This is a genomic window from Anoxybacillus sp. B2M1, from assembly GCF_001634265.1.
GTDB classification, from domain to species: domain Bacteria; phylum Bacillota; class Bacilli; order Bacillales; family Anoxybacillaceae; genus Anoxybacteroides; species Anoxybacteroides rupiense.
Window position 1 is genome coordinate 946244 of record NZ_CP015435.1, and the last position, 20078, is coordinate 966321.

Genomic DNA, 20078 nt, shown 5'->3' on the forward strand with positions numbered 1-20078 from the left:
CTCATCATTGCGTCTTAGACAGCACTTCTTGATGCTGTTTAGTGAAGTCTTTCGGTGTCACTTCTTCACCAAATAACGATTGGATTAAATTTAAATGTGTTTGCGCTGCTTCTGGATTCATTTGCACATCGGCAAATAATGTAATATTGCTAGCTTTGTTTAATTCATTGAGCACATCGATATACATTTGCGGCAGATCGACATTAGCCGTGTTCACTTTTGTTGCTGGAATGACACCCGCTTTCGTGACTGACTGCTCGCCCCATTTTTCAACGAAAAATCTTACAAACTTTTTCGCTTCCTCCTTCGCTTTCGAATTTTGCGCTACAAACAATCCGACTCCCGGTCCTCCGACCCAGCTATCCACATTTCCTTTTCCGCCTTCAACAACAGGAAATTTAAAGAATCCGACTTTGTCGCGAAACTCCTTTGGAACATCTTCATTTGTTGTAAACTGCGGCAAATCCCATGTTCCCATTAAATACATGGCTGCTTTTTCATTGGTAAACTCCGCTTTTGCTTCATCATTCGATAAACCGTTAAATCCTTTGATAAACGCTTTCATTTTGACGAGGTTTTGGACTTCTTCCGCCGCTTTGATTAATCCTGGGTCTTCAAATGTGCCGCTTCCGTTTATCGCATTTTTTAACGTGTCAGCGCCGCCGATTCGATCGGCTAAATACATATACCACATCGATCCCGTCCAGCGATCCTTATTGCCTAACGCGATTGGGGCTACGCCATTTTTCACAAGCGTTTGCACCACATGCTTGAACTCTTCATATGTTTTAGGGACTTCTAAATGATATTTCGCAAAAATTTCCTTATTATAGTACACAGGAGTGATGTTAAGCTCCAATGGAAGGGCATACGTTTTGTTGTCAACCGCATATGCTTCTGTTGTCCCGGAAACAAACTGATCTTTAAGACCACCGTCTAAAACATCATCTAAAGGTGCAAATAAATTTCCTTTCACGTATGGCTCTAAAAATCCTGCTGCCCAAGTCATCCCAACATCAGGAAGCTCATTGGAAGCTGCTAATACTTTTAGCTTGTTTTTATATTGTTCGTTTTCGAGAATTTCCGTTTTGACTGTTACATTCGGATTTTCTTTTTCAAATTCTTTAATAATGTCATTAACAATCATATAGTGCTGCTTTGAGCTTCCGGCAGGCCATAGATGCATAAATGTAAGCGTCACTTTTTTCCCGCCTTCGGGTGAAGCTCCATTTTCATTGCTTGAGCTGGAGCTAGAGCAGCCTGTGACGGCTAGTGACAATACTAACATCATGCCGATCAGCCATGAATGCGCTTTCTTTTTCAACAAAGCCATTTCCCCCTTTGAATCTTTTTGGTTTGCTAAGATTATATCATTGGCTGATGGGGAAATAAGGTCACACTCATTGCCTAAAATTCTACTTTTTTTAGATGTTGCTTTCTGAAGCGATAGGGAGTCATTCCTTCAAATTCTTTAAATACTTTAATAAAATATTTCGCTGTTTGATAACCGACAGATTCGGCAATTTCTTCAACAGATAAATCGGTTGCCACTAGCAAGCTCTTGGCTTTCTGTATCCTGCATCTTGTCACATATTCACTAAAGGTCATATCTGTTTCTTCTTTAAATAGGACACTAAAATAGCTTGCATTCAAATGTACATGCCTAGACACATCGCGCAGGCTCAATGGCTGATGCAAATTTTTATGAATGAACTGTATGGCTTCCCTTACGGAAGAGGAGCGGATATGTTCTTGAATTTGAATGACTTGATGATCGATCATCTGTGCCAGCATTTCTGATTTTTTTCGATCTGCCAATATCGCCAGCGCCTGTTCCACCGCCTCAATGAGTTTATGTTTGCTGACCGGTTTGAGAAGATAATTGACCACTCCTAATTTGATTGCTTTTTGGGCATAGGCAAATTCAGAGTAAGCGGAAATAATAATCACAACTGGCTTATGCTTGTGCTCCGCAAAGGCCTCGATCAGCTGAAGCCCAGACATTTGCGGCATGCGGATATCTGTTAAGATTAAATGAACGGGGCGCTGTCTCAGAAGCTCGATTGCTTCATCCCCGCTGGCTGCACAAAGAATCTCGCATGTTCCCATCGCCCAAGCATCCAGCGTTTTTTTCAGTCCGATTCGCGCTCTCGGTTCATCATCGACGACTAAAATCGTCTTTACATCCATCATCTTTGTTCACCACGCTTAGGGATTTTCATAGAAACGTGCGTTCCTTTTCCTAATTCACTATGAATGAACAGCCTTCTATCTTCTCCATAATAAAGCTGCAAGCGCCGATTGACATTGATGATCGCCATGCCGCTCCCTTTCAAAAGCGAAAACTCTTTATCATAGAGACGCTTACAGATCTCTTGAACGGTTTGTTCATCCATTCCATGTCCATTGTCCGTAACTTTAATGATTAAATCAGAGGAATCGCTGTCTTCCTCGATGGTGACCCAAACAAAGCCCGGATCCGCCTTATTGCCGATGCCATGCAAAACAGCATTTTCTACTAGAGGTTGAATCAGTAGCTTAGGAATAGGAATCTCTAAATATTGAAAAGGAACAACCATATTCCATAAAAGGCGGTCTCCCCACCTTAATTTCATGATCTCAAGATAGCGGCGAATATGTTCAATTTCCTCGCGAAGCGTTACCCATTCATCGTTCTTTGAATGGCTAATCGTATAGCGAAACAACTCGGACATATTTAAAACAAATTGCGATAATTCCTCTTCTTCTTTATCGACAAGTGACCAATATAGAGCATCGAGCGTGTTAAAAAGGAAATGAGGGTTAATTTGCGCTTGCAGCGCCTTTAGTTCAGTGCGGCTACGTACCAATTCTTTTTCATAAACAACTTGAATCAAATGATTGATGTTGTCTACTAATGAATTGTACGTATTGTTTAATTCATTAATCTCAATAGTAGAAAAAATAGGCGGACTCGGCTTTAATGTCCCGTTTTTTCCTCGCTTCATGATTTTGGTTAGCCTTAAGATCGGCTTCGTGACTATGGTCGAGAGAATAAAGGAGAAGATGAGAAAAATGAGAAAGCCGATAGCTCCTGAAAGTAGGATCGCATTTTTTAAGATTGAGAGGCCACTTGTCAGCACCTCTACTGGTGTCATCATAACAAGCAACCAACCGGTCAGGGGAGATCGCTGTTTGACCACAATATACTCCTTTCCATCTTGCTTGATCATCCGCTGTTGGGTATGCAAAATAGAAGTAGGATCTCCTTGAAAATTAGAAAAAATAGATTGGAAATCATGATCGACAAGCAGCATATAGCCTTTTTCCTCTGTTTCATTGCTATAAACGTCCGTTAGTTGAAAATAGTCGCGATTCACACGTACTAATAAATACCCTCCTGGAGAAAACCAGCGGTCCATTAAACGAATTTGCCGAATCGCTAAAAAATCTGAAGAGGCTGGATCTCGTCCAATCCAAACAATCCCCCCTTTCGCATCATTCGCTCTTTGAATCGATAAAGCTCCTATGCGATTGACCAAATCCATTTCATTCAGCGGGAACACTCGTTTGTAACGATTCGTATAAAGTTCAAAGGAATGAATACCTTGAGAATACGTTTGGTACGAATTGACGATTTGCATTAAATATTGCCGTTCGCTAAACCCAAGCAAATGGCCTCCAGCCTCTTTTAAAAGCAATTTTTGTACATACGCGTCTGTCGCCACTTGATTGGTCAATGCATCCAGTTGTCCATAAAGCGCTTCCAATCTGCCGTTTGCCTGAATGGCTGTTTGGCGAATTTGCTCCTCGGCATTTTGTTTTAATAACACCGATACGAAATGAAATGTCATCATTCCTACGAATAGCAAGACAAATGTCATGACGAATATAAAAACGATTAGAATTTGATTGCGAAGAGTATTAAATCGATTCAATTTTTCTCTTATCTTCATATTCAGCAAGACACCTACCATTTATGACGCACATATTACATAGATGAAAGATCGCTCGCAGGATCAGAGCAAATTATAGATGTTTGCGACGGCAGGAGACAAATCACAGACTTGTCTCCTACCGTCACACCTGCTTATTGGCGTAGGAAATCGTAACACGAGATGATGCCGCTAACAGAAAGATTCACTCCGTTCTATATCGATGCAGCCCATGGATTCACTCCCCCCGTCGACAGCTTCGTTTTTACAAGCTCACCTATTCTTTCATCCAGCATTTTGCGCAAAAAAATCGTTGTTATTGAACAAGTCTAAATGTTGCGAAATTTAATTTTATTATACCTTTTGTTTGTTTATGTGACAAACAAAGTTTGCCAACCATCTAGAATTGCCGTATAAATTATGATACAGTGGTACATAGGGTGATTCATTTGACAAAAGTAACGGGAAATCCACATCTAATTAAAAAAATTAATAAGTCGCTAGTGCTTGAGATGATAAGAACACAGGGTCCTTTGTCGCGAGCTGATGTAGCACAGCGTTCCGGATTGAATAAAGGGACGGTTTCTTCCTTAGTCAAAGAATTAATCGAGGAAGAGCTCGTATATGAAATAGGCCAAGGAGAATCAAGCGGCGGACGGCGGCCTGTTCTGCTGCTGTTTAATGAAAAAGCTGGCTTCTCGATCGGCATCGATTTAGGGGTTCACTACATTTTGGGAGTGTTAACAGACCTTCAAGGAAACGTCATGGCCCAAAAGCGAGTGTCTTTTCAAAATAAAGGGTATCAAGCGGTATTGGTCCTTATCAAAGAAACCGTTCTCTCTCTGCTTGAACATATGCCAAAGAGCCGCTACGGATTGGTCGGTATCGGAATGGGCGTACCAGGAATTGTTGATAAAGCAGGGACGGTGCTGTTTGCTCCGAATTTATCGTGGAAGGATATCCCTTTAAAACAGGAAATGGAGGCTGTCTTTCATGTTCCTGTCGTCATTGATAATGAAGCCAATGCGGGAGCATATGGAGAAAAACGCCTCGGCGCAGGACAAGAATTCGACCACATTCTTTATGTGAGCGCTGGCATTGGCATCGGTGTTGGTTTGGTGCTTAACGGTGAGCTTTATCGAGGAACGAACGGCTTCGCAGGAGAAAGCGGCCATATGACGATTGACATCGACGGACCCGTTTGCCGCTGCGGAAATAAAGGATGCTGGGAGCTGTACGCCTCAGAACAAGCCATTTTGGAAAAAGCCAAACAGCAGAATGTTATTTCTGAAACAAAAGAAGTTTCTTTGGAGACTTTATTAAGCTTGGCCAAGCAAAATGATCAAAAAGCCATTCAGTTATTTGCTGAAATTGGCCGCTATTTAGCGATTGGAATCAATAACCTTCTCAATACCTTTAATCCACAGCAAATCATCATCGGCAACCGCCTTTCGATGGCAAAACAGTGGATTAAGCCGGCGATTCAGCAAGCGCTCTCTTCTCGCACCTTGCCGTTTCAGCCAACCCATTTAAGCCTTCATTTTTCTAAGCTATCCATTGATTCAACGGCACTAGGAATGGCTTTGTTTGCCATTGAAGATTTTTTGAAAAAAGGAGAAAAAATACAAGTATTTCTATAACCAGCTCTCATCGACCGTTGAGAAGCAAGTGACGAGCTGATAACAAACAAGGGGATCCCATAACAGGCTGGGATCCCCTTTCTTTTAGTTAATACGCCCCTCGAATAAACGGATGCACTTCGTTTCGATAAAACTCGGCTAATTTTTCCTTTTCCTCTGGGCTAAAAGAAGGAACCATGGCAGCTTGCAAATTGTCCTCCACCTGTTTGATCGTCTTAAATCCTGGAATGACGCATGTAATTGAGTCATGATCTAAAATCCAGCGAAGGGCTGCTCTTGTCATATTTCCCCGGCCATTGGCAATCCACTCTAGCTGTTCGCTGAGCTCTACCCCTTTATGGAACTCAAGGCCGGCAAATGTTTCTCCGACATTGAAATGCTCGCCATTTCGATTAAAGTGGCGATGGTCACCTTCTGCAAACGTTGTCGTTTTTGTAAATTTTCCTGTCAGCAATCCGCTGGCCAGCGGCAGCCGCGCCAATATGCCTACTCCCTGCTCTTTCGCCTGTGGAAGCAGCTTTTCTAAAGGCTTTTGCCGGAAAATATTAAAAATGACTTGCAGCGCTTTGACGTTCGGATTGGCCAAACAAACGAGCCCTTCCTCCACCGTCTCAACACTGACGCCGTAATAACGGATCTTCCCTTCTTGCTGCAATTGATCAAGCACTTCAAACACACGCCCATCCTTCAGCACTTCCAGCGGCGGGCAATGAATTTGATAGAGATCAATCCGCTCACGCTGCAGGCGCTTTAAGCTTCCTTCACAATACTTGCGCACCTGTTCCGCAGAATATGTGCGGAAATCATGAATATCGCCCGCCCGGCAAAATTTTGTGGCGATGTAGATGTCGTCTGCTTTTCCTTTTGTCGCTTTCGCTAGAAGTTCTTCACTGCGTCCATCTCCATATACATCGGCCGTATCGAAGAAGTTTACACCAGCTGCAATCGCCCGCTGCAACCCTTTTAGTGCCTCTTCTTCATCCGTCTGTCCCCATGATCCGCCAATCGCCCATGTCCCAAAGCTAATTTCACTTACCTCAAGCTCGGTATTTCCTAAACGGCGATACTTCATGCCTTTCTCCCTCCATATGTAAGCATCTATTTTTTAATCAGCTACGCCAATCTTATACTTCGTTACAGAAGAATAGGTATCACCTGCACGCAAGATCGGGCTAGGAAAATGCGGATGATGAACAGCGTCCGGCAACCCTTGTGTTTCTAGGCAAATGCCGAGATATTTCCTTGACGGCACGCCGCCTACATCCAATCCTTCCGGCAACTGGTTCGACGTGTACACAACGACGCCGACTTCATCCGTCTCAACCGTCAATATCCGGCCGCTCTCTCTGTCATAAAGCACAATCTCGTTGTCATGATGCCGATCCAACCAAAACGGGTGGTCATACCCCCCACCAACCAACTCGATTTGCGGATGCCCGGATGCGACAGCCTCTCGTATGCTCTTTCCTTGCCGCAAGTCAAACGGCGTGCCAGTGACATCCAAGACGCGGCCCGTGGGAATCAGCTCCTCATTCAACTCCAGTACGCGCGAGCTTTGGATCATCAACATGTGATCCAAAATATCACGTTTGCCGTTGCCGCTTAAGTTAAAATACGTATGATTGGTCAAACTCAACGGGGTATCCTGATCGGCGACAGCCCGATACGCAATGGTCCATTCGTTCGCATGATTCAGCGTATAAGTGACTTGGACATGCACTTGGCCCGGATATCCTTCTTCACCATCAGGACTCGTATAAGAAAATTGCACTCCGGCCTCATGATCAGCTTCAATGACTTTCGCATCCCAAATCACGCGATGAAATCCATTGATCCCCCCATGTAAATGGTTCCCATTCTCATTTTTATGAAGCGCATAGGTTGTTCCATTCAACTCAAAAGACGCTTGATGGACTCTGCCTGCTACCCGCCCGATGACAGCGCCGAAATACGGTTCATTTTTTATATAAGGAGTAAAGTCATCAAAGCCAAGTACGATATTTTCATAGTTTCCATGACGATCCGGAGCGATTAGTTTCGTAATAATACATCCATAATTAAGGCACGTCACCTCTACGCCGTTGTCATTGATCATCGTAAAAGCGACAATAGGGCGCTCTGACAGCTCTGCCCAATTTTTCTCAATGATTTTCATCGCCGCAGCCCTCCTCCTCTATTAGTAAAAAACGCTCAACACTCATCATGCTAGCGGTACTTTTCGTCCCGTCTCTGCTGATATCCGGCATGCCTCCAGCACTCTAGCCTGCTGAAGCATCGCCTGATGGGAGTAGCTTGGCTGCTTTTCTGTCAAAATACATTCAGAAATGTGTTCAATCTCAAGCACATATTGATCGCCCGCCACTATTTCCTCACGCATTTCGCCAGAAGCGGTTTGCACCACAATCCATCCCTTGCCATCGTGCAAATCGGGCCGATATGCCCGCGGCACGGTCAGTTTCCCCTTTGTTCCAATGATTTCATATTCATTGCGCCAAACGGCTTCAAAACTACAGTCAAATAAAGCATGAACACCATTGTCCATTTTCATCCATCCGCTTGTCGTTACATCAACCGAATACTGGTTGTCATAGCTGGAATGAACGGCTAATTCAACCGGCTCCGCATTTAATAGATAACGAATGGAATGGACGCAGTAGCAGCCAATATCGAACAGGCTTCCGCCGCCTAATTGTGCATTCATCCGGATATTATTTTTGCGTTCCTGAAGATCAAACGAGAAGCCCACTCGAATGGTCTTTATCTCTCCTATTTCACCTGAAGCAAGAATATCTTTCACTCTTTGATGCTGCGGATGAAACTGATACATAAATGCTTCCATCAAAATGACTTGATTCTTTTCACAAGCCGCCACCATATTGCTGACATCTTTCTCACATAAAGCGGCCGGTTTTTCGCACAGCACATGTTTTTTATGTTCTGCTGCTTGAATGGTCCATTCGGCATGCAGACTATTAGGAAGTGGAATATACACAGCATCAATATCAGGATCATGAAGCAAAACTTCATAGCGATCATAAGCCTTTGCAATTCCCAGCTGACGCGCCACTTCATGCGCTTTTCCGCTCTCGCTTGCAATCGCTACCACTTCAGCATTTTGCGAACGCTGAATCGCAGGAATCAACGTTTCTCTTGCAATCGCAGCGGTGCTTAAAATCCCCCAGCGGACTTTGGAACTCATCTTCCTTCACTCCTTTTACTAATCGGTTAAGAGATCAGTTGGCAGTCGCGTAACCAACCCAATACCACACTGCTTGAAATTTCTAAAAATGAATCGTAACGCTTCCATCATAGCAAGGTTCAGTTAGTTTGTACAGAAAACAAACTAATATATTTATCGACAGGTTCTTTCAACAAACAAAACTAAAAGATCTGCAAATAAACGACCCTTCCCCTTGCTTCGTCTGTCTCATTTTTCTGGTTCAGTTCAAAATGCAGATCTTTTTAATTGATATTATTTTGTTTTCTTGCGGCGAACATGGTCAACATAAATAGCAAGAATGATAACGATTCCTTTAATAATTAATTGCCAATAATACTCGACATTCATTAACGTTAAACCATTGCTTAAAATAGACATAAACAAAGCCCCGAACAAGCTTCCAACAACGAGTCCTACTCCACCAACAAGACTGGTTCCCCCTAAAACTACAGCAGCAATAGCGTCAAGTTCGTAGCCTGTACCTGCATTTGGTTGACCTGAATACATGCGGGCCGCTAGGATGACGCCAGCAATACCGGCACAAATACCACTAATTGTATAAACCCATGTCACACGTGATACCACTTTTATACCCGTAAGCCTTGCTGCTTCTTCATTCCCGCCAATCATATAGACATTTCGACCAAAAACTGTGTATTTTAACACAATATGCGAAAGAATATATACAACAATCATAATAATCACAGGAATTGGAATAGGTCCAACATAACCTATGCCAATTTGTTTAAAAAAACTGTTTGCCACTACTAAAGGATATCCACCAGTAATAACATATGCAATGCCGCGCAAATAGGTCATGCTACCAAGCGTTACCATAATCGGCGGCAGTTTTGTAACAGATGTCAATATTCCATTAATATAACCGGCTACCCCACCAACCATGATTCCGGAAAGAACAGCTAGAGGAGCCGGAACAGATGTATTTGCAACCAAATAAGCAGAAACAACACCAGTCAAAGCAATAATAGCTCCAACTGATAAATCAATCCCTCCCGTTAAAATAACAAATGTCATTCCAGCAGCTAAGATAGCATTGATAGAAGTTTGCCTAAATACGTTCATAATATTGGCTTCATCAAGGAATTGCTCATTCATTAAAGCAAAAAACACACAAAGGAGTAATACGATAACAATTATTCCTATTTTATCTAAAAAATAGATATATTTGCTTTTAAAAACATTCAATCGACGATTTATTTGTACTTGGCTATTCATTTTACATATCCCCCTGTTGCATAAGTCATAATGATTTCTTGATGAATCTGCTCTCCTTCTAACTCCCCAACAATTCTTCCTTCATGCATAACATAAACTCGATCAGATAATGCGATAATTTCTGGGAGTTCTGACGAAACGATAACCACACTATATCCTTCTTCTGTTAATCCGAATATAATATCGTAAATTTCCGATTTAGCTCCAACATCAACCCCGCGTGTCGGTTCATCAAGCAAAAGGACTTTAGGAGAAACACTAAGCCAACGAGCAATAATTGCTTTTTGCTGATTTCCCCCACTTAAATGAAGAATCTTTGCTTTTAATGAGGGAGTTTTCACGTTCAATTTGGTTTTATATGTTTCCTCAAGCTCGTTGATGGCTTTTTGACGAATAAAACCAAAAATATTTAATTCAGAAGCTTTTAACACACTTATATTTTCTCCTACTCCTAATTCTAAAAACAACGACTGTTCTTTTCTGCTTTCTGGAACAAGAGCAATTCCTTTTGCGATTGCATCTTTGGGTGATTTATTATAAATTCGTTCACCGTTTAGCTTAATTATTCCATTTGATGCTTTTGTATGACCAAAGATCGCTTGTAATAGCTCTGAACGTCCTGAACCGACAAGCCCTGCTATACCAACTACTTCACCAGGATAAACTTTAAACGTTCCGTCTTTAAGGATTGTGCCATTCTGTAAATGCTCGACCTCTAAAACCGGTTGGAGGGATTTTCTATCGATGGACCGACTCTTCTTTTTCGTTTCAATGGTAACCTCACGACCAACCATCAATTTAACAAGTTCTTTCTCGTTTGTATCTTTTGTGTATAACGTAGCAACATATTGACCATCCCTTAATACCGTGCATCGATCAGAAATTTTAAATATTTCTTCCATTCTATGAGAAATATAGACAATCCCTACTCCTTTTGACTTTAAAAGCTCGATCAAAGCAAATAATTTATCAATCTCTTTATTGGTAAGTGTTGCAGTTGGCTCATCCATGATCATGACATCTGCCTGAATGGATAACGCCCTCGCAATTTCAACAATTTGCTGTTGAGCGACACTTAAAGTGGAAACTAACTTTCTAGTATCCAAGTCGGATCCAATAGATTCAAGAATGGTTTTTGCTTGCTTATGAATGTCGTTCCATGAAATAAAACCAAACCGATTTTTAGGAGTTGGAGCCCCCATTAAAACGTTTTCACCAACTGTTAAATTAGGCGCCAATTTCAACTCTTGGTGGATGATGCTAATTCCTTTTTCTCTTGCTTCTAAAGGGCTGTTCCATTTTACTTTTTTACCTTTATAATAAATATCGCCGCTATCAGGAGCGTAGACGCCGCTAACAATTTTCATTAGCGTCGATTTTCCAGCACCGTTTTCACCCATTAAAGCATGAACTTCCCCTTTTTTTAATGAAAAGTGCACATTGTCTAACGATTTCACTCCTGGAAATTCTTTTGTAATTCCCTTTAGCTCAAGAATAACTTCACGATCACTCATAGATGGCCTCCTTATAAAAACAAGGATATGAAAATTTTTCATATCCTTTTTGTTCAATTTAACTAAAACTCAGGTTTAAACTCATCAACATTGTCAATACTAATAGGATCAACAGGAACAAGATAAGGTTTTTCAGAATCCACTTTTTCTCCAGCGAGTATTTTCTTAGCCAGTTCAATTGCTTTTTCTACTTGCAGGGATGGATGCTGAGCAGAGGTATAGGCGAACGGGCCGTTTTCTTTAATAAGGTTCACTGCATCTTGAGATCCATCAACGCCAGCAAAGAACATTTCCGTACGATTCGCTGCTTTAGCAGCGAGATAAGAGCCAATTGCGATTGGATCGTTTGCACCAAATACTGCATCAATTTTTCCCTTTCCATGTGCAGCCAAAACTCCCTCAAACACATTGGTAGAATCGGCACGATTGTTTTTACCATTTTGTTCAGCCACAATTTTGATATCAGGATAATTTTTCAATACATCTTTAAATCCCTGCACACGATCCATAATTGAAGACATCGGAAGACCATTCATAATTACAACATTTCCCTTTCCATTTAACCGTTTCACAATATATTCTCCTGCTAATTTACCCGCTTCATAGTTATCAGACATAACAGTTGCTGTAGTCCCTCCATCAGCGGCAGCATCAACTGCAATGATTGGAATACCAGCAGCTTTTGCTTGCTCTACAGCACCAGCAATCCCTTTTTTGTCTACTGCGTTAAGCAAAATAAGATCCACATTTTGTGTAATGAAATTTTCTACTTGGCTAATTTGCGTATTTAAGTCAAGGTTGGCACTTTCCACAATAATCTCAAAACCATATTTCTTCGCTTCTTCTTCTAATGCATTCTTATAAGCAACAAAATAGGGATTATCAAGAGTCATAACGGTCATCGCTACTTTCTTTAACTCCTTTGAGGTAGACGATTCACTTCCTCCTGTGTTTTCTTCCTTTGAACCACATCCAACTAAACCAGCAACCAATATCAGAACGGATAATAACGTTAAAAGTTTTTTCTTCATGTTTCACTTCTCCTACCCTTGAATTTTTTATATGGTTTTCAAGAGACGTTTTCTTATTAAGAAACCACCCCCTTAAAATCATTAGACACGTTGAACATTGGGATCTGTAAAAATATCAAACTCGTCTCTACTTGTACTAGAAAACTCAGAAACTATTGCACCTTCATTCCCGGCTTTAAACCAATGCTTAACTCCTGGTGGTATCGTAAACTGTTGCCCTGGATATAAAACGCTTTCACTTTTCGCCGTATAAAATTCTTCTTTTCCTTTTGGAGGCGAAACAAGTGGATTTTTTGTTTCCTCTCCTTCCACAAATAAATGGACAACCCCCCATCGACATCGAAAAGTTTCTTTTTTACCGGGTTCACCATGTATCGGTGGATGTAAATGTTCTGGACATGTTTGATTCGGTAATAAAATTAATTCCTTAGCGCAATATCGCTCGTTGTTCATGTATGTAACTATTTGCAATCCCTCTATCTCAATATTCCCTAATCCTAAATCAGTAATTTCTAAATTGTTTTTTTCTTCTTCTGTTAAAACAATGTTTACTTTTTCTAAAAGTCGTAACACTTTTTCTTTAATTTGTTCTTTCATTGATTAAACCTCCTTTTCATTTATCAATGCTTTCTGTTTGTTTTTAAGGAACGGATATTGTTCTTTTTTCGTTTTGAAAGAAACACGCAATCTCCATTTTCTCCTTATAGTAAAAAATGAATTTCTTAACATTTGATCTTACAAATAAAAATCAACTACATGAAATTGTACGTATAATATTAATTAAATTTTATCATTTATCATGATTTTTTCAATAGAAAATTAAAAAAATTCTATTATTTCTGAATTGTTACGTCGATAATTGATCTAACATATTTCTCTTTTGATATCGATACATCTCCATAATATGTACGTATAACTAAACTCTGCGTTGATATATAAAAAAAGACATGAGAAGCAATTTCCTCCTCCATGTCTTTTGGTTGCGTTCACTTCAACATCTTAGCGATACCGCCATACTACTTCATTCCACATGAGCTCATTTTTGATCGTTTGCGGCGAAGTGCGCTCATCGATAACTACACATTCAATGCCGCTCATTTCTGCAAAATCTTGCAATTGCTCCGTTGTGACGGCAAACGAGAAGCATGTATGGTGAGCACCTCCAGCTAAAATCCACGCTTCTGCGGAATCGCGAAGTGACGGGCGTGGGCTCCATAAAACTCTTGCAACTGGGAGATTAGGCATTTCCTTTTCTATTTTAACCGCATCCACCTCGTTCACAATCAATCGGAAACGATGTCCAAGATCAATTAAGCAAGCATTCACCGCTGATCCCGCATCACCATCAAAAACAAGGCGGGCCGGATCCTCTTTTCCTCCGATCGACAGAGGATGAACTTCAATTCTCGGTTTTGTTGCGGCAATCGTCGGGCACACTTCAAGCATATGGGCGCCGAGAATCATTTCGTTGCCCGGCTCAAAGTGGTACGTGTAATCTTCCATAAATGACGTTCCTTTGCCATTGGCCATCACTTTCATAAGCCGGACAAGCGCAGCTGTTTTCCAGTCTCCCTCGCCGCCGAAACCGTATCCTTCCGCCATAAGCCGCTGAACCGCGAGTCCTGGAAGCTGCTTCATGCCATGCAAATCCTCGAACGTCGTCGTGAAGGCAGTAAAGTTTCCATCTTGCAAAAAGGCCTTTAGCCCAAGTTCAATCCGCGCCTGTTCACGGATCGACTCGCGAACAGGCCCTTCTTGGCAGCCGGCGGGTACAATGTCATACAGCTCCTCGTATTCATCAAGCAGCTCGTTCACTTTTTGTTCGGAAACATCGCGGATGTATTGGACTAAATCCCCAACGCCATAGCCGTTGACCGACCAACCGAATTGGATTTGCGCTCCAACTTTGTCCCCTTCAGTAACTGCTACTTCGCGCATGTTGTCGCCAAAACGGGCCACTTTTAGATTTCGGCTTTCCGCAAAGGCGACAGCCGTCCACATCCATCCTGCCATTCGCTTACGAACATCCTTCTCCTCCCAATGACCAACGATCACTTTCCGGGCGATCCCCATTCTTGCGCCGATAAATCCGTATTCCCGATCACCGTGGGCTGATTGATTTAAGTTCATAAAGTCCATATCAATGCGATCCCATGGAATGTCACGGTTAAATTGAGTGTGGAGATGCAATAGCGGTTTTCTTAGCTGCGACAGACCGCCAATCCACATTTTCGCTGGAGAAAATGTATGCATCCATGTGATCATCCCCGCACAAGCGTCATCGGCATTCGCTTCTATACAAAGCCTACGAATGCCATCTGCCGTTGTAGCAATTGGTTTCAACACTATTTTAAATGGAAGAGCGCTATCCTGATTGAGCCCTTCCGTTATTCTGTTGGCATGAACCTCCACTTGGGATAATGCCTCTTCCCCGTATAAATGTTGGCTTCCTATGACAAACCAAAATTCATATGGACGTAACTGTAGCATCCAACCTCTCCCCTCATTGATTAAACATTGGATTCTTCTAATCTTGCATTTTCTTTCAGCGCTTTTAATCGCTTCATGACATGATTTCCGCCGCGCCCAAAATAGTCATGAAGCTTTACATACTCTTGATAAAGCTGCTCATAAATAGCCACATTTTCCCGTACCGGTTGAAATACTTCATCGCGGACTCTTCCCATTTTTTGCGCCGCCTCTACAATCGATTCATATCCGCCGTTTTCTTTGCCAGCAGCGACGGCTGCAAACATCGCTGCCCCAACAGCCGGGGTGTGCTTGGAAGCTGCCACTTTAATAGGACGATTCGTTACATCGGCATAAATTTGCATAAGCAATTTATTTTTTTGCGGCAATCCGCCACACGCATAAAGCTCCTCCACTTTGACACCGCTTTCAACAAAGGCATCGATGATTTTCCGTGTGCCAAATGCCGTCGCTTCAAGCAAAGCTCGATAAATTTCTTCAGGTTTTGTCAGCAATGTATAGCCAACGATGAGCCCCGTTAAATCGGCATCGACCAGCACCGAACGGTTGCCGTTCCACCAGTCCAAGGCAAGCAGCCCGGTTTCTCCCGGCAGATAGGCAGCAGCCCGCTTTTCGAGCCATTCGTGGACGTTGACCCCTTCTTTTTCCGCCGCTTCTTTGACATATGCCGGAACGCCTTGTTCGACATACCAAGCAAAAATATCACCGACCGCGGATTGTCCTGCTTCATAACCGAGATAGCCAGGGATGATTCCGTCTTCAACGACACCGCACATTCCTTCCACCTGTTTCTCTTCTGTTCCGAGCAGCATATGGCAAATAGAGGTTCCCATCGCCATGACAAGCTTTCCGGGTTCTACCACACCAACTCCAGGTACAGCAGCATGGGCATCGACATTTCCTACGGCGACCGCTGTTCCTGGAAGCAATCCCATCATTGCCGCCATTTCGTTGCTCAATCCGCCTGCTTTAGTTCCGAGAGAAACGATTTCGCCGCGCAGTTTCGTTTCTGTTAAGTGTTCCAGCCGCGGATCAAGCGCTTGGAAAAACTCCTTGCTTGGATAGCCGTCTTGTTTATGCCAAATCGATTTGTAGCCCGCCGTGCAACTGTTCCGCACGATTTGTCCCGTCATCTTGAAAACAACCCAGTCGGTCGCCTCTAAAAAGAGGTCGGTTTGCTCGTAGATGTCCGGTGCTTCGTTCAAAATCTGCCAGATTTTTGCAATCATCCATTCGGATGAAATTTTCCCACCGTATCTCGGCAAAAACGCTTCTCCTCTTTTGGCAGCGATCTCATTTAACTTGTTCGCTTCATCTTGAGCCGCATGATGCTTCCATAATTTGACCCAACTGTGCGGCCGATGCTTAAAGTTCGGTTGGAAACAAAGCGGCTCGCCGAAAGCATCAACCGGTAACATTGTACATGATGTAAAATCAATGCCAACACCAATCACATCCTCAGGACGAACACCCGACTTTTGCAAAACGGCAGGAACCGCCGTAGCTAATACTTCGATATAGTCTCCCGGATGCTGGAGCGCCCAGTCTGGCTCCAGCTTTATATTCGATTCTGGCAGTACTTCATCGATCACTCCATGAGCATATAAAGTAACATGATCGGCGATTTCGTTTCCCTCTAAATCGACAAGGACCGCTCGCCCAGACTCCGTTCCATAATCAATGCCAATCACATATTTCATCACGATATCCCCTCCGTCATTGCCCATAGTAAGCGTTTACTCCATGCTTCCGAAGATAGTGCTGATCTAATAAAGATTGATCTATTGTCTGGACATTTGGATTCAGCTGATATGTTCTCGCTGCCATTTTTGCTACTTCTTCAAGAACGACGGCATGATAAACGGCCTGATTAGGATCTTTTCCCCAAGTAAAGGGGCCATGGCCATGAACGAGCACTCCAGGTACTTGCATCGGATCAAGAGAATGGAACGTCTCCACAATGAGGTTTCCCGTCTCTAGTTCATACGCTCTTTTAATTTCCGCTTGCGTCATTTTTCTCGTGCAAGGAATTTCTCCGTAAAAATAGTCGGCATGTGTCGTTCCTAACGGCGGAATCCCTTTTCCAGCCTGTGCCCAGATCGTCGCCCAAGGAGAGTGCGTATGGACAATGCCGCCAATATGAGGAAACGCTTTGTATAAGACTAAATGCGTAGGAGTATCAGATGAAGGCTTTAAGTTCCCTTCGACAACCTTTCCTTCTAAATCGACAACGACCATATCCTCTTTTGTCATTTTTTCATAAGCGATGCCGCTTGGCTTAATGACCACAAGGCCTTGCTCACGGTCAATCCCGCTGACATTTCCCCATGTAAACGTGACTAATTTCTGTTTGGGAAGCTGTAAATTCGCTTCCCAAACAAGCTGTTTTAACTCGTCAATCATCTCCCCACTCCCTAATAAAAGTGATGTCACCTCCATTATAATTTTGTACGTACAATTTTTCTATAGTTTTTTGAAAATTTTATTCGGATATTTTAAACTCTTTTCGTCGAATCACGAATAATCAGTTCAGGCTGATATACAACATCCTCTATTTCTTCATGTTGCTTTTCAATCATTTTCACGAGCATTTCAGCTGCCCTCACCCCCATGTCCACTTTTGGATGGCGAATGGTGGTCAATTTCACTTCTGTCGCTGTAGCAAATGTCGAATCATCAAAACCAACGATGGAAATGTCGTTAGGGACACTGAGCCCTTGCTGCCGAATGACATCTAATAGTTTGACCGCCAGTTCATCATTGTAGCACACAAACGCAGTTGGCCTTGCTTCTTTAGGCTGCTGCAAAAAAAGGCGTGCTGCTTCTAATGGCTTCGTGTCTCTTTCCTCTGTCATATAAGAGATAAGATGGCCTGTCGTCAGCGGCATGCCATGCTCTTGATGTGCTTGAATAAAGCCTTTGAGTCGATTGACACCTTGCAAATCATCCGTTTTGAAAAACCCTGCAATCCGTCGATGCCCAAGCTGGATTAAGTGATCAGTAAGCAAATAACCACCACGCGCATCATCCATTTTTATGTACGGACAATTCATTTCCAAATATCGCTCGTTAATCATCACGTAAGGGATGTGCAGATTGTTAAGCACTAAATAATAGTTTAAATTAGGGTTCCCTTGGGCGCTTTTTGTCGGTTCGATGATGAGGCCACTTAGCGGCTGCTGAATCATCGCCTCTAAATGTTCCCGTTCCTTATCCTTATTATTGCCTGTGCTGGCTAAAAGCAGCCGATAGCCTTTTTCATAAAGGGCTTCCTCCGCTCCTCGAACAATGTGGGGGAAAATATAATCAGAAATATACGTCGTTAAGATCGCTACCGTTTTAGTGGTTTCTTGTTTTCCTATTGATTTGGGCTTAGAAACAAACGTTCCGCTTCCTTGGATTTTATATAGCCATCCTTCATGCTCAAGTTCCCCCAACGCCTGGCGAACGGTATGGCGGCTTAACTGAAATTGGGTTGCAATTTCATATTCTGTCGGTATTTTTTCATCCGGTTTTAATTTCCCTGACTTTATCCAAGATAAAATTTCATTTTTTAACTGCAAATACTTTGGTATATTTTTATCCTTCATATGTTCACCGCCTTATGACCAAATATCGATTTGCAAATTGGCTCATTCACTATCCAGATTGTCTTGCTTAGTTTCAGCATTCCGTTTCATTTTGCAACGGTCGAAGCATCGGCACCATCTATCATTCATTATAACAGTTTTTATTTGTACGTATATATAACATGGCATTTTTTTCATAATAAAAGAGGGGGCTCCCCCTCTCTTTCACACACTTGTCCCTAAGCTGATTTGTTTTTATTATAAATATCGAAAGCGACAGCCGCGAGCAGCACAAGTCCTTTAATCGCTTGCTGCCAATCAATTCCTAAGCCAAGTAGCGACATCCCATTGTTCATGACGCCCATTACCAAACCACCGATAATCGCTCCGCTTACACTTCCGATTCCCCCGTATGCCGATGCTCCGCCAATAAAACAAGCAGCAATGGCATCTAGTTCAAATAAATTCCCAGCTTTCGGAGTGGCTGCGTTTAAACGGGCAGCAAAAATTAATCCGGATAATGCGGCTAAAACTCCCATATTGACAAATACCCAAAAAGTGACTCTTTTCGTCTTTACACCTGACAGCTGTGCCGCCTTCTCATTGCCGCCGATGGCATATATATGACGGCCAGCAATGGTCTTGTTCGCAATGAAGGAATAGACAGTAATCAAAACGGCTAAAATTAGCAAAATATTAGGAATTCCCTCATAGGTAGCTAGCACGTAAGCAAAAAGATTAATAACCGCCATCACCCCAATTAACTTCGCGATAAACACAGCTTGATGTCCTACTTCAAATCCGTATTTCTTCTGCTCGTTTCTTTTTCTTATTTCAAGCCATAAAAATAGCAGGGACAATAGAGCGGCCAGCACCATTGTGAAAATATGAAGGCTGTCTCCATGAAATACGTCTGGAATAAAGCCAGAGCTTATATTCTGAAACGATTTTGGAAACGGGGCAATGGACTGTCCTTCTAAAATAACCATCGTCAATCCTCTAAATAATAGCATGCCCGCAAGTGTAACAATAAAAGCAGGAATTCTCACATAGGCGATCCAAAAGCCTTGCCACGCTCCAATCAATGCTCCCAGCAGCAAACAAACCAGCACCGTCGCCGTCATGGAAACATGATGTTCAACCATTAAAATACCAGCTAAAGCCCCTACAAAAGCTGCTACCGAGCCAACGGATAAATCAATGTGTCCGGTAATAATGACAAGCATCATGCCGATGGCTAAGATGAGAATATAGCTATTTTGGAGAATTAAGTTGGTTACGTTTAACGGACGCAATAAAATACCGTCTGTTAAAATTTGAAATAAACCGATAATAAGTACAAGTGCTACGACCATGCTGTAGCTGCGAATATTATTTTTGATTGTTTGTGCAAACAGCCTTGTTTTGCTTTCATTTGCGGCTGAATGATGTGAAGACATTTTTTGTGTTGGTACTTGCATGCTG

16 protein-coding genes are annotated in these 20078 nt (G+C 42.4%); 1 reads left to right on the forward strand and 15 read right to left on the reverse strand.

Annotation, left to right across the window (positions count from 1 at the left end; translation table 11 throughout):
* Positions 1-4: 4 nt before the first annotated feature.
* From GFC28_RS04585 to GFC28_RS04595, 3 genes are all read right to left on the reverse strand, one after another.
* Complete coding sequence (locus GFC28_RS04585) at positions 5-1324, reverse strand: extracellular solute-binding protein (RefSeq protein ID WP_044745487.1); 1320 nt, start codon at positions 1322-1324, stop codon at positions 5-7.
* Between the two features lie 83 nt (positions 1325-1407).
* Positions 1408-2190, reverse strand: a complete 783-nt coding sequence (locus tag GFC28_RS04590; protein ID WP_082063780.1) for a response regulator transcription factor — start codon at positions 2188-2190, stop codon at positions 1408-1410.
* On the reverse strand, positions 2190-3935 hold the full coding sequence (locus GFC28_RS04595) for a sensor histidine kinase (RefSeq protein ID WP_044745405.1): 1746 nt from the start codon (positions 3933-3935) through the stop codon (positions 2190-2192). Before GFC28_RS04595 ends, GFC28_RS04590 begins: the two co-directional genes overlap by 1 nt.
* Before the next feature lie 419 nt (positions 3936-4354).
* Here GFC28_RS04595 and GFC28_RS04600 point away from each other — a divergent pair, with 419 nt between their 5' ends.
* Positions 4355-5554, forward strand: a complete 1200-nt coding sequence (locus GFC28_RS04600) for an ROK family protein (RefSeq protein WP_335340434.1) — start codon at positions 4355-4357, stop codon at positions 5552-5554.
* An 88-nt stretch (positions 5555-5642) separates the two neighbouring features.
* On the opposite strand, the gene GFC28_RS04605 is transcribed toward GFC28_RS04600, so the two are convergent.
* From GFC28_RS04605 to mmsB, 12 genes are all read right to left on the reverse strand, one after another.
* A complete protein-coding gene (locus tag GFC28_RS04605; RefSeq protein WP_044745407.1) occupies positions 5643-6626 on the reverse strand; it encodes an aldo/keto reductase in 984 nt (327 codons plus the stop codon).
* A gap of 33 nt (positions 6627-6659) precedes the next feature.
* Complete coding sequence (locus GFC28_RS04610; protein WP_044745408.1) at positions 6660-7709, reverse strand: aldose epimerase family protein; 1050 nt, start codon at positions 7707-7709, stop codon at positions 6660-6662.
* 45 nt (positions 7710-7754) lie between these two features.
* Entirely contained in the window at positions 7755-8753 is a 999-nt protein-coding gene (locus GFC28_RS04615; protein ID WP_044745409.1) for a Gfo/Idh/MocA family protein, read from the reverse strand.
* 273 nt (positions 8754-9026) lie between these two features.
* Entirely contained in the window at positions 9027-10010 is a 984-nt protein-coding gene (locus GFC28_RS04620) for an ABC transporter permease (protein WP_044745410.1), read from the reverse strand.
* Positions 10007-11566, reverse strand: coding sequence for a sugar ABC transporter ATP-binding protein (locus GFC28_RS04625; RefSeq protein ID WP_236782862.1), 1560 nt, complete (start codon positions 11564-11566; stop codon positions 10007-10009). The genes GFC28_RS04620 and GFC28_RS04625 overlap by 4 nt, the downstream gene beginning before the upstream one ends.
* A 20-nt stretch (positions 11567-11586) precedes the next feature.
* The gene (locus tag GFC28_RS04630) at positions 11587-12555 is read right to left on the reverse strand and encodes a substrate-binding domain-containing protein (RefSeq protein WP_044745412.1); all 969 of its coding nucleotides are present in this window, start codon (positions 12553-12555) and stop codon (positions 11587-11589) included.
* Positions 12556-12636: 81 nt separating this feature from the next.
* A complete protein-coding gene (locus GFC28_RS04635; protein WP_044745413.1) occupies positions 12637-13152 on the reverse strand; it encodes a D-lyxose/D-mannose family sugar isomerase in 516 nt (171 codons plus the stop codon).
* A 402-nt stretch (positions 13153-13554) separates the two neighbouring features.
* The gene (gene araA / locus GFC28_RS04640; protein ID WP_044745414.1) at positions 13555-15045 is read right to left on the reverse strand and encodes an L-arabinose isomerase; all 1491 of its coding nucleotides are present in this window, start codon (positions 15043-15045) and stop codon (positions 13555-13557) included.
* Positions 15046-15065: 20 nt separating this feature from the next.
* Entirely contained in the window at positions 15066-16751 is a 1686-nt protein-coding gene (locus GFC28_RS04645; protein WP_156487563.1) for a ribulokinase, read from the reverse strand.
* Positions 16752-16761: 10 nt separating this feature from the next.
* Positions 16762-17448 carry an L-ribulose-5-phosphate 4-epimerase gene (gene araD, locus GFC28_RS04650; RefSeq protein WP_044745415.1) on the reverse strand — a complete coding sequence of 229 codons (687 nt, stop codon included), beginning with the start codon at positions 17446-17448 and terminating at the stop codon, positions 16762-16764.
* 92 nt (positions 17449-17540) lie between these two features.
* Positions 17541-18635 carry a GntR family transcriptional regulator gene (locus tag GFC28_RS04655; RefSeq protein ID WP_044745416.1) on the reverse strand — a complete coding sequence of 365 codons (1095 nt, stop codon included), beginning with the start codon at positions 18633-18635 and terminating at the stop codon, positions 17541-17543.
* A 218-nt stretch (positions 18636-18853) separates the two neighbouring features.
* Entirely contained in the window at positions 18854-20074 is a 1221-nt protein-coding gene (gene mmsB / locus GFC28_RS04660; protein WP_044745417.1) for a multiple monosaccharide ABC transporter permease, read from the reverse strand.
* Positions 20075-20078: the final 4 nt, after the last annotated feature.

Excerpts from the sequence above, each read along its gene's own strand:
- araD (WP_044745415.1), bottom strand. The coding sequence starts at position 17,448 with ATGATTGACGAGTTAAAACAGCTTGTTTGGGAAGCGAATTTACAGCTT.
- mmsB (WP_044745417.1), bottom strand. The coding sequence starts at position 20,074 with ATGCAAGTACCAACACAAAAAATGTCTTCACATCATTCAGCCGCAAAT.
- GFC28_RS04615 (WP_044745409.1), bottom strand. The coding sequence starts at position 8,753 with ATGAGTTCCAAAGTCCGCTGGGGGATTTTAAGCACCGCTGCGATTGCA.
- GFC28_RS04655 (WP_044745416.1), bottom strand. The coding sequence starts at position 18,635 with ATGAAGGATAAAAATATACCAAAGTATTTGCAGTTAAAAAATGAAATT.
- GFC28_RS04605 (WP_044745407.1), bottom strand. The coding sequence starts at position 6,626 with ATGAAGTATCGCCGTTTAGGAAATACCGAGCTTGAGGTAAGTGAAATT.
- GFC28_RS04620 (WP_044745410.1), bottom strand. The coding sequence starts at position 10,010 with ATGAATAGCCAAGTACAAATAAATCGTCGATTGAATGTTTTTAAAAGC.
- GFC28_RS04610 (WP_044745408.1), bottom strand. The coding sequence starts at position 7,709 with ATGAAAATCATTGAGAAAAATTGGGCAGAGCTGTCAGAGCGCCCTATT.
- GFC28_RS04590 (WP_082063780.1), bottom strand. The coding sequence starts at position 2,190 with ATGGATGTAAAGACGATTTTAGTCGTCGATGATGAACCGAGAGCGCGA.
- GFC28_RS04635 (WP_044745413.1), bottom strand. The coding sequence starts at position 13,152 with ATGAAAGAACAAATTAAAGAAAAAGTGTTACGACTTTTAGAAAAAGTA.
- GFC28_RS04630 (WP_044745412.1), bottom strand. The coding sequence starts at position 12,555 with ATGAAGAAAAAACTTTTAACGTTATTATCCGTTCTGATATTGGTTGCT.
- GFC28_RS04595 (WP_044745405.1), bottom strand. The coding sequence starts at position 3,935 with ATGAAGATAAGAGAAAAATTGAATCGATTTAATACTCTTCGCAATCAA.
- GFC28_RS04625 (WP_236782862.1), bottom strand. The coding sequence starts at position 11,566 with ATGAAAAATTTTCATATCCTTGTTTTTATAAGGAGGCCATCTATGAGT.
- araA (WP_044745414.1), bottom strand. The coding sequence starts at position 15,045 with ATGCTACAGTTACGTCCATATGAATTTTGGTTTGTCATAGGAAGCCAA.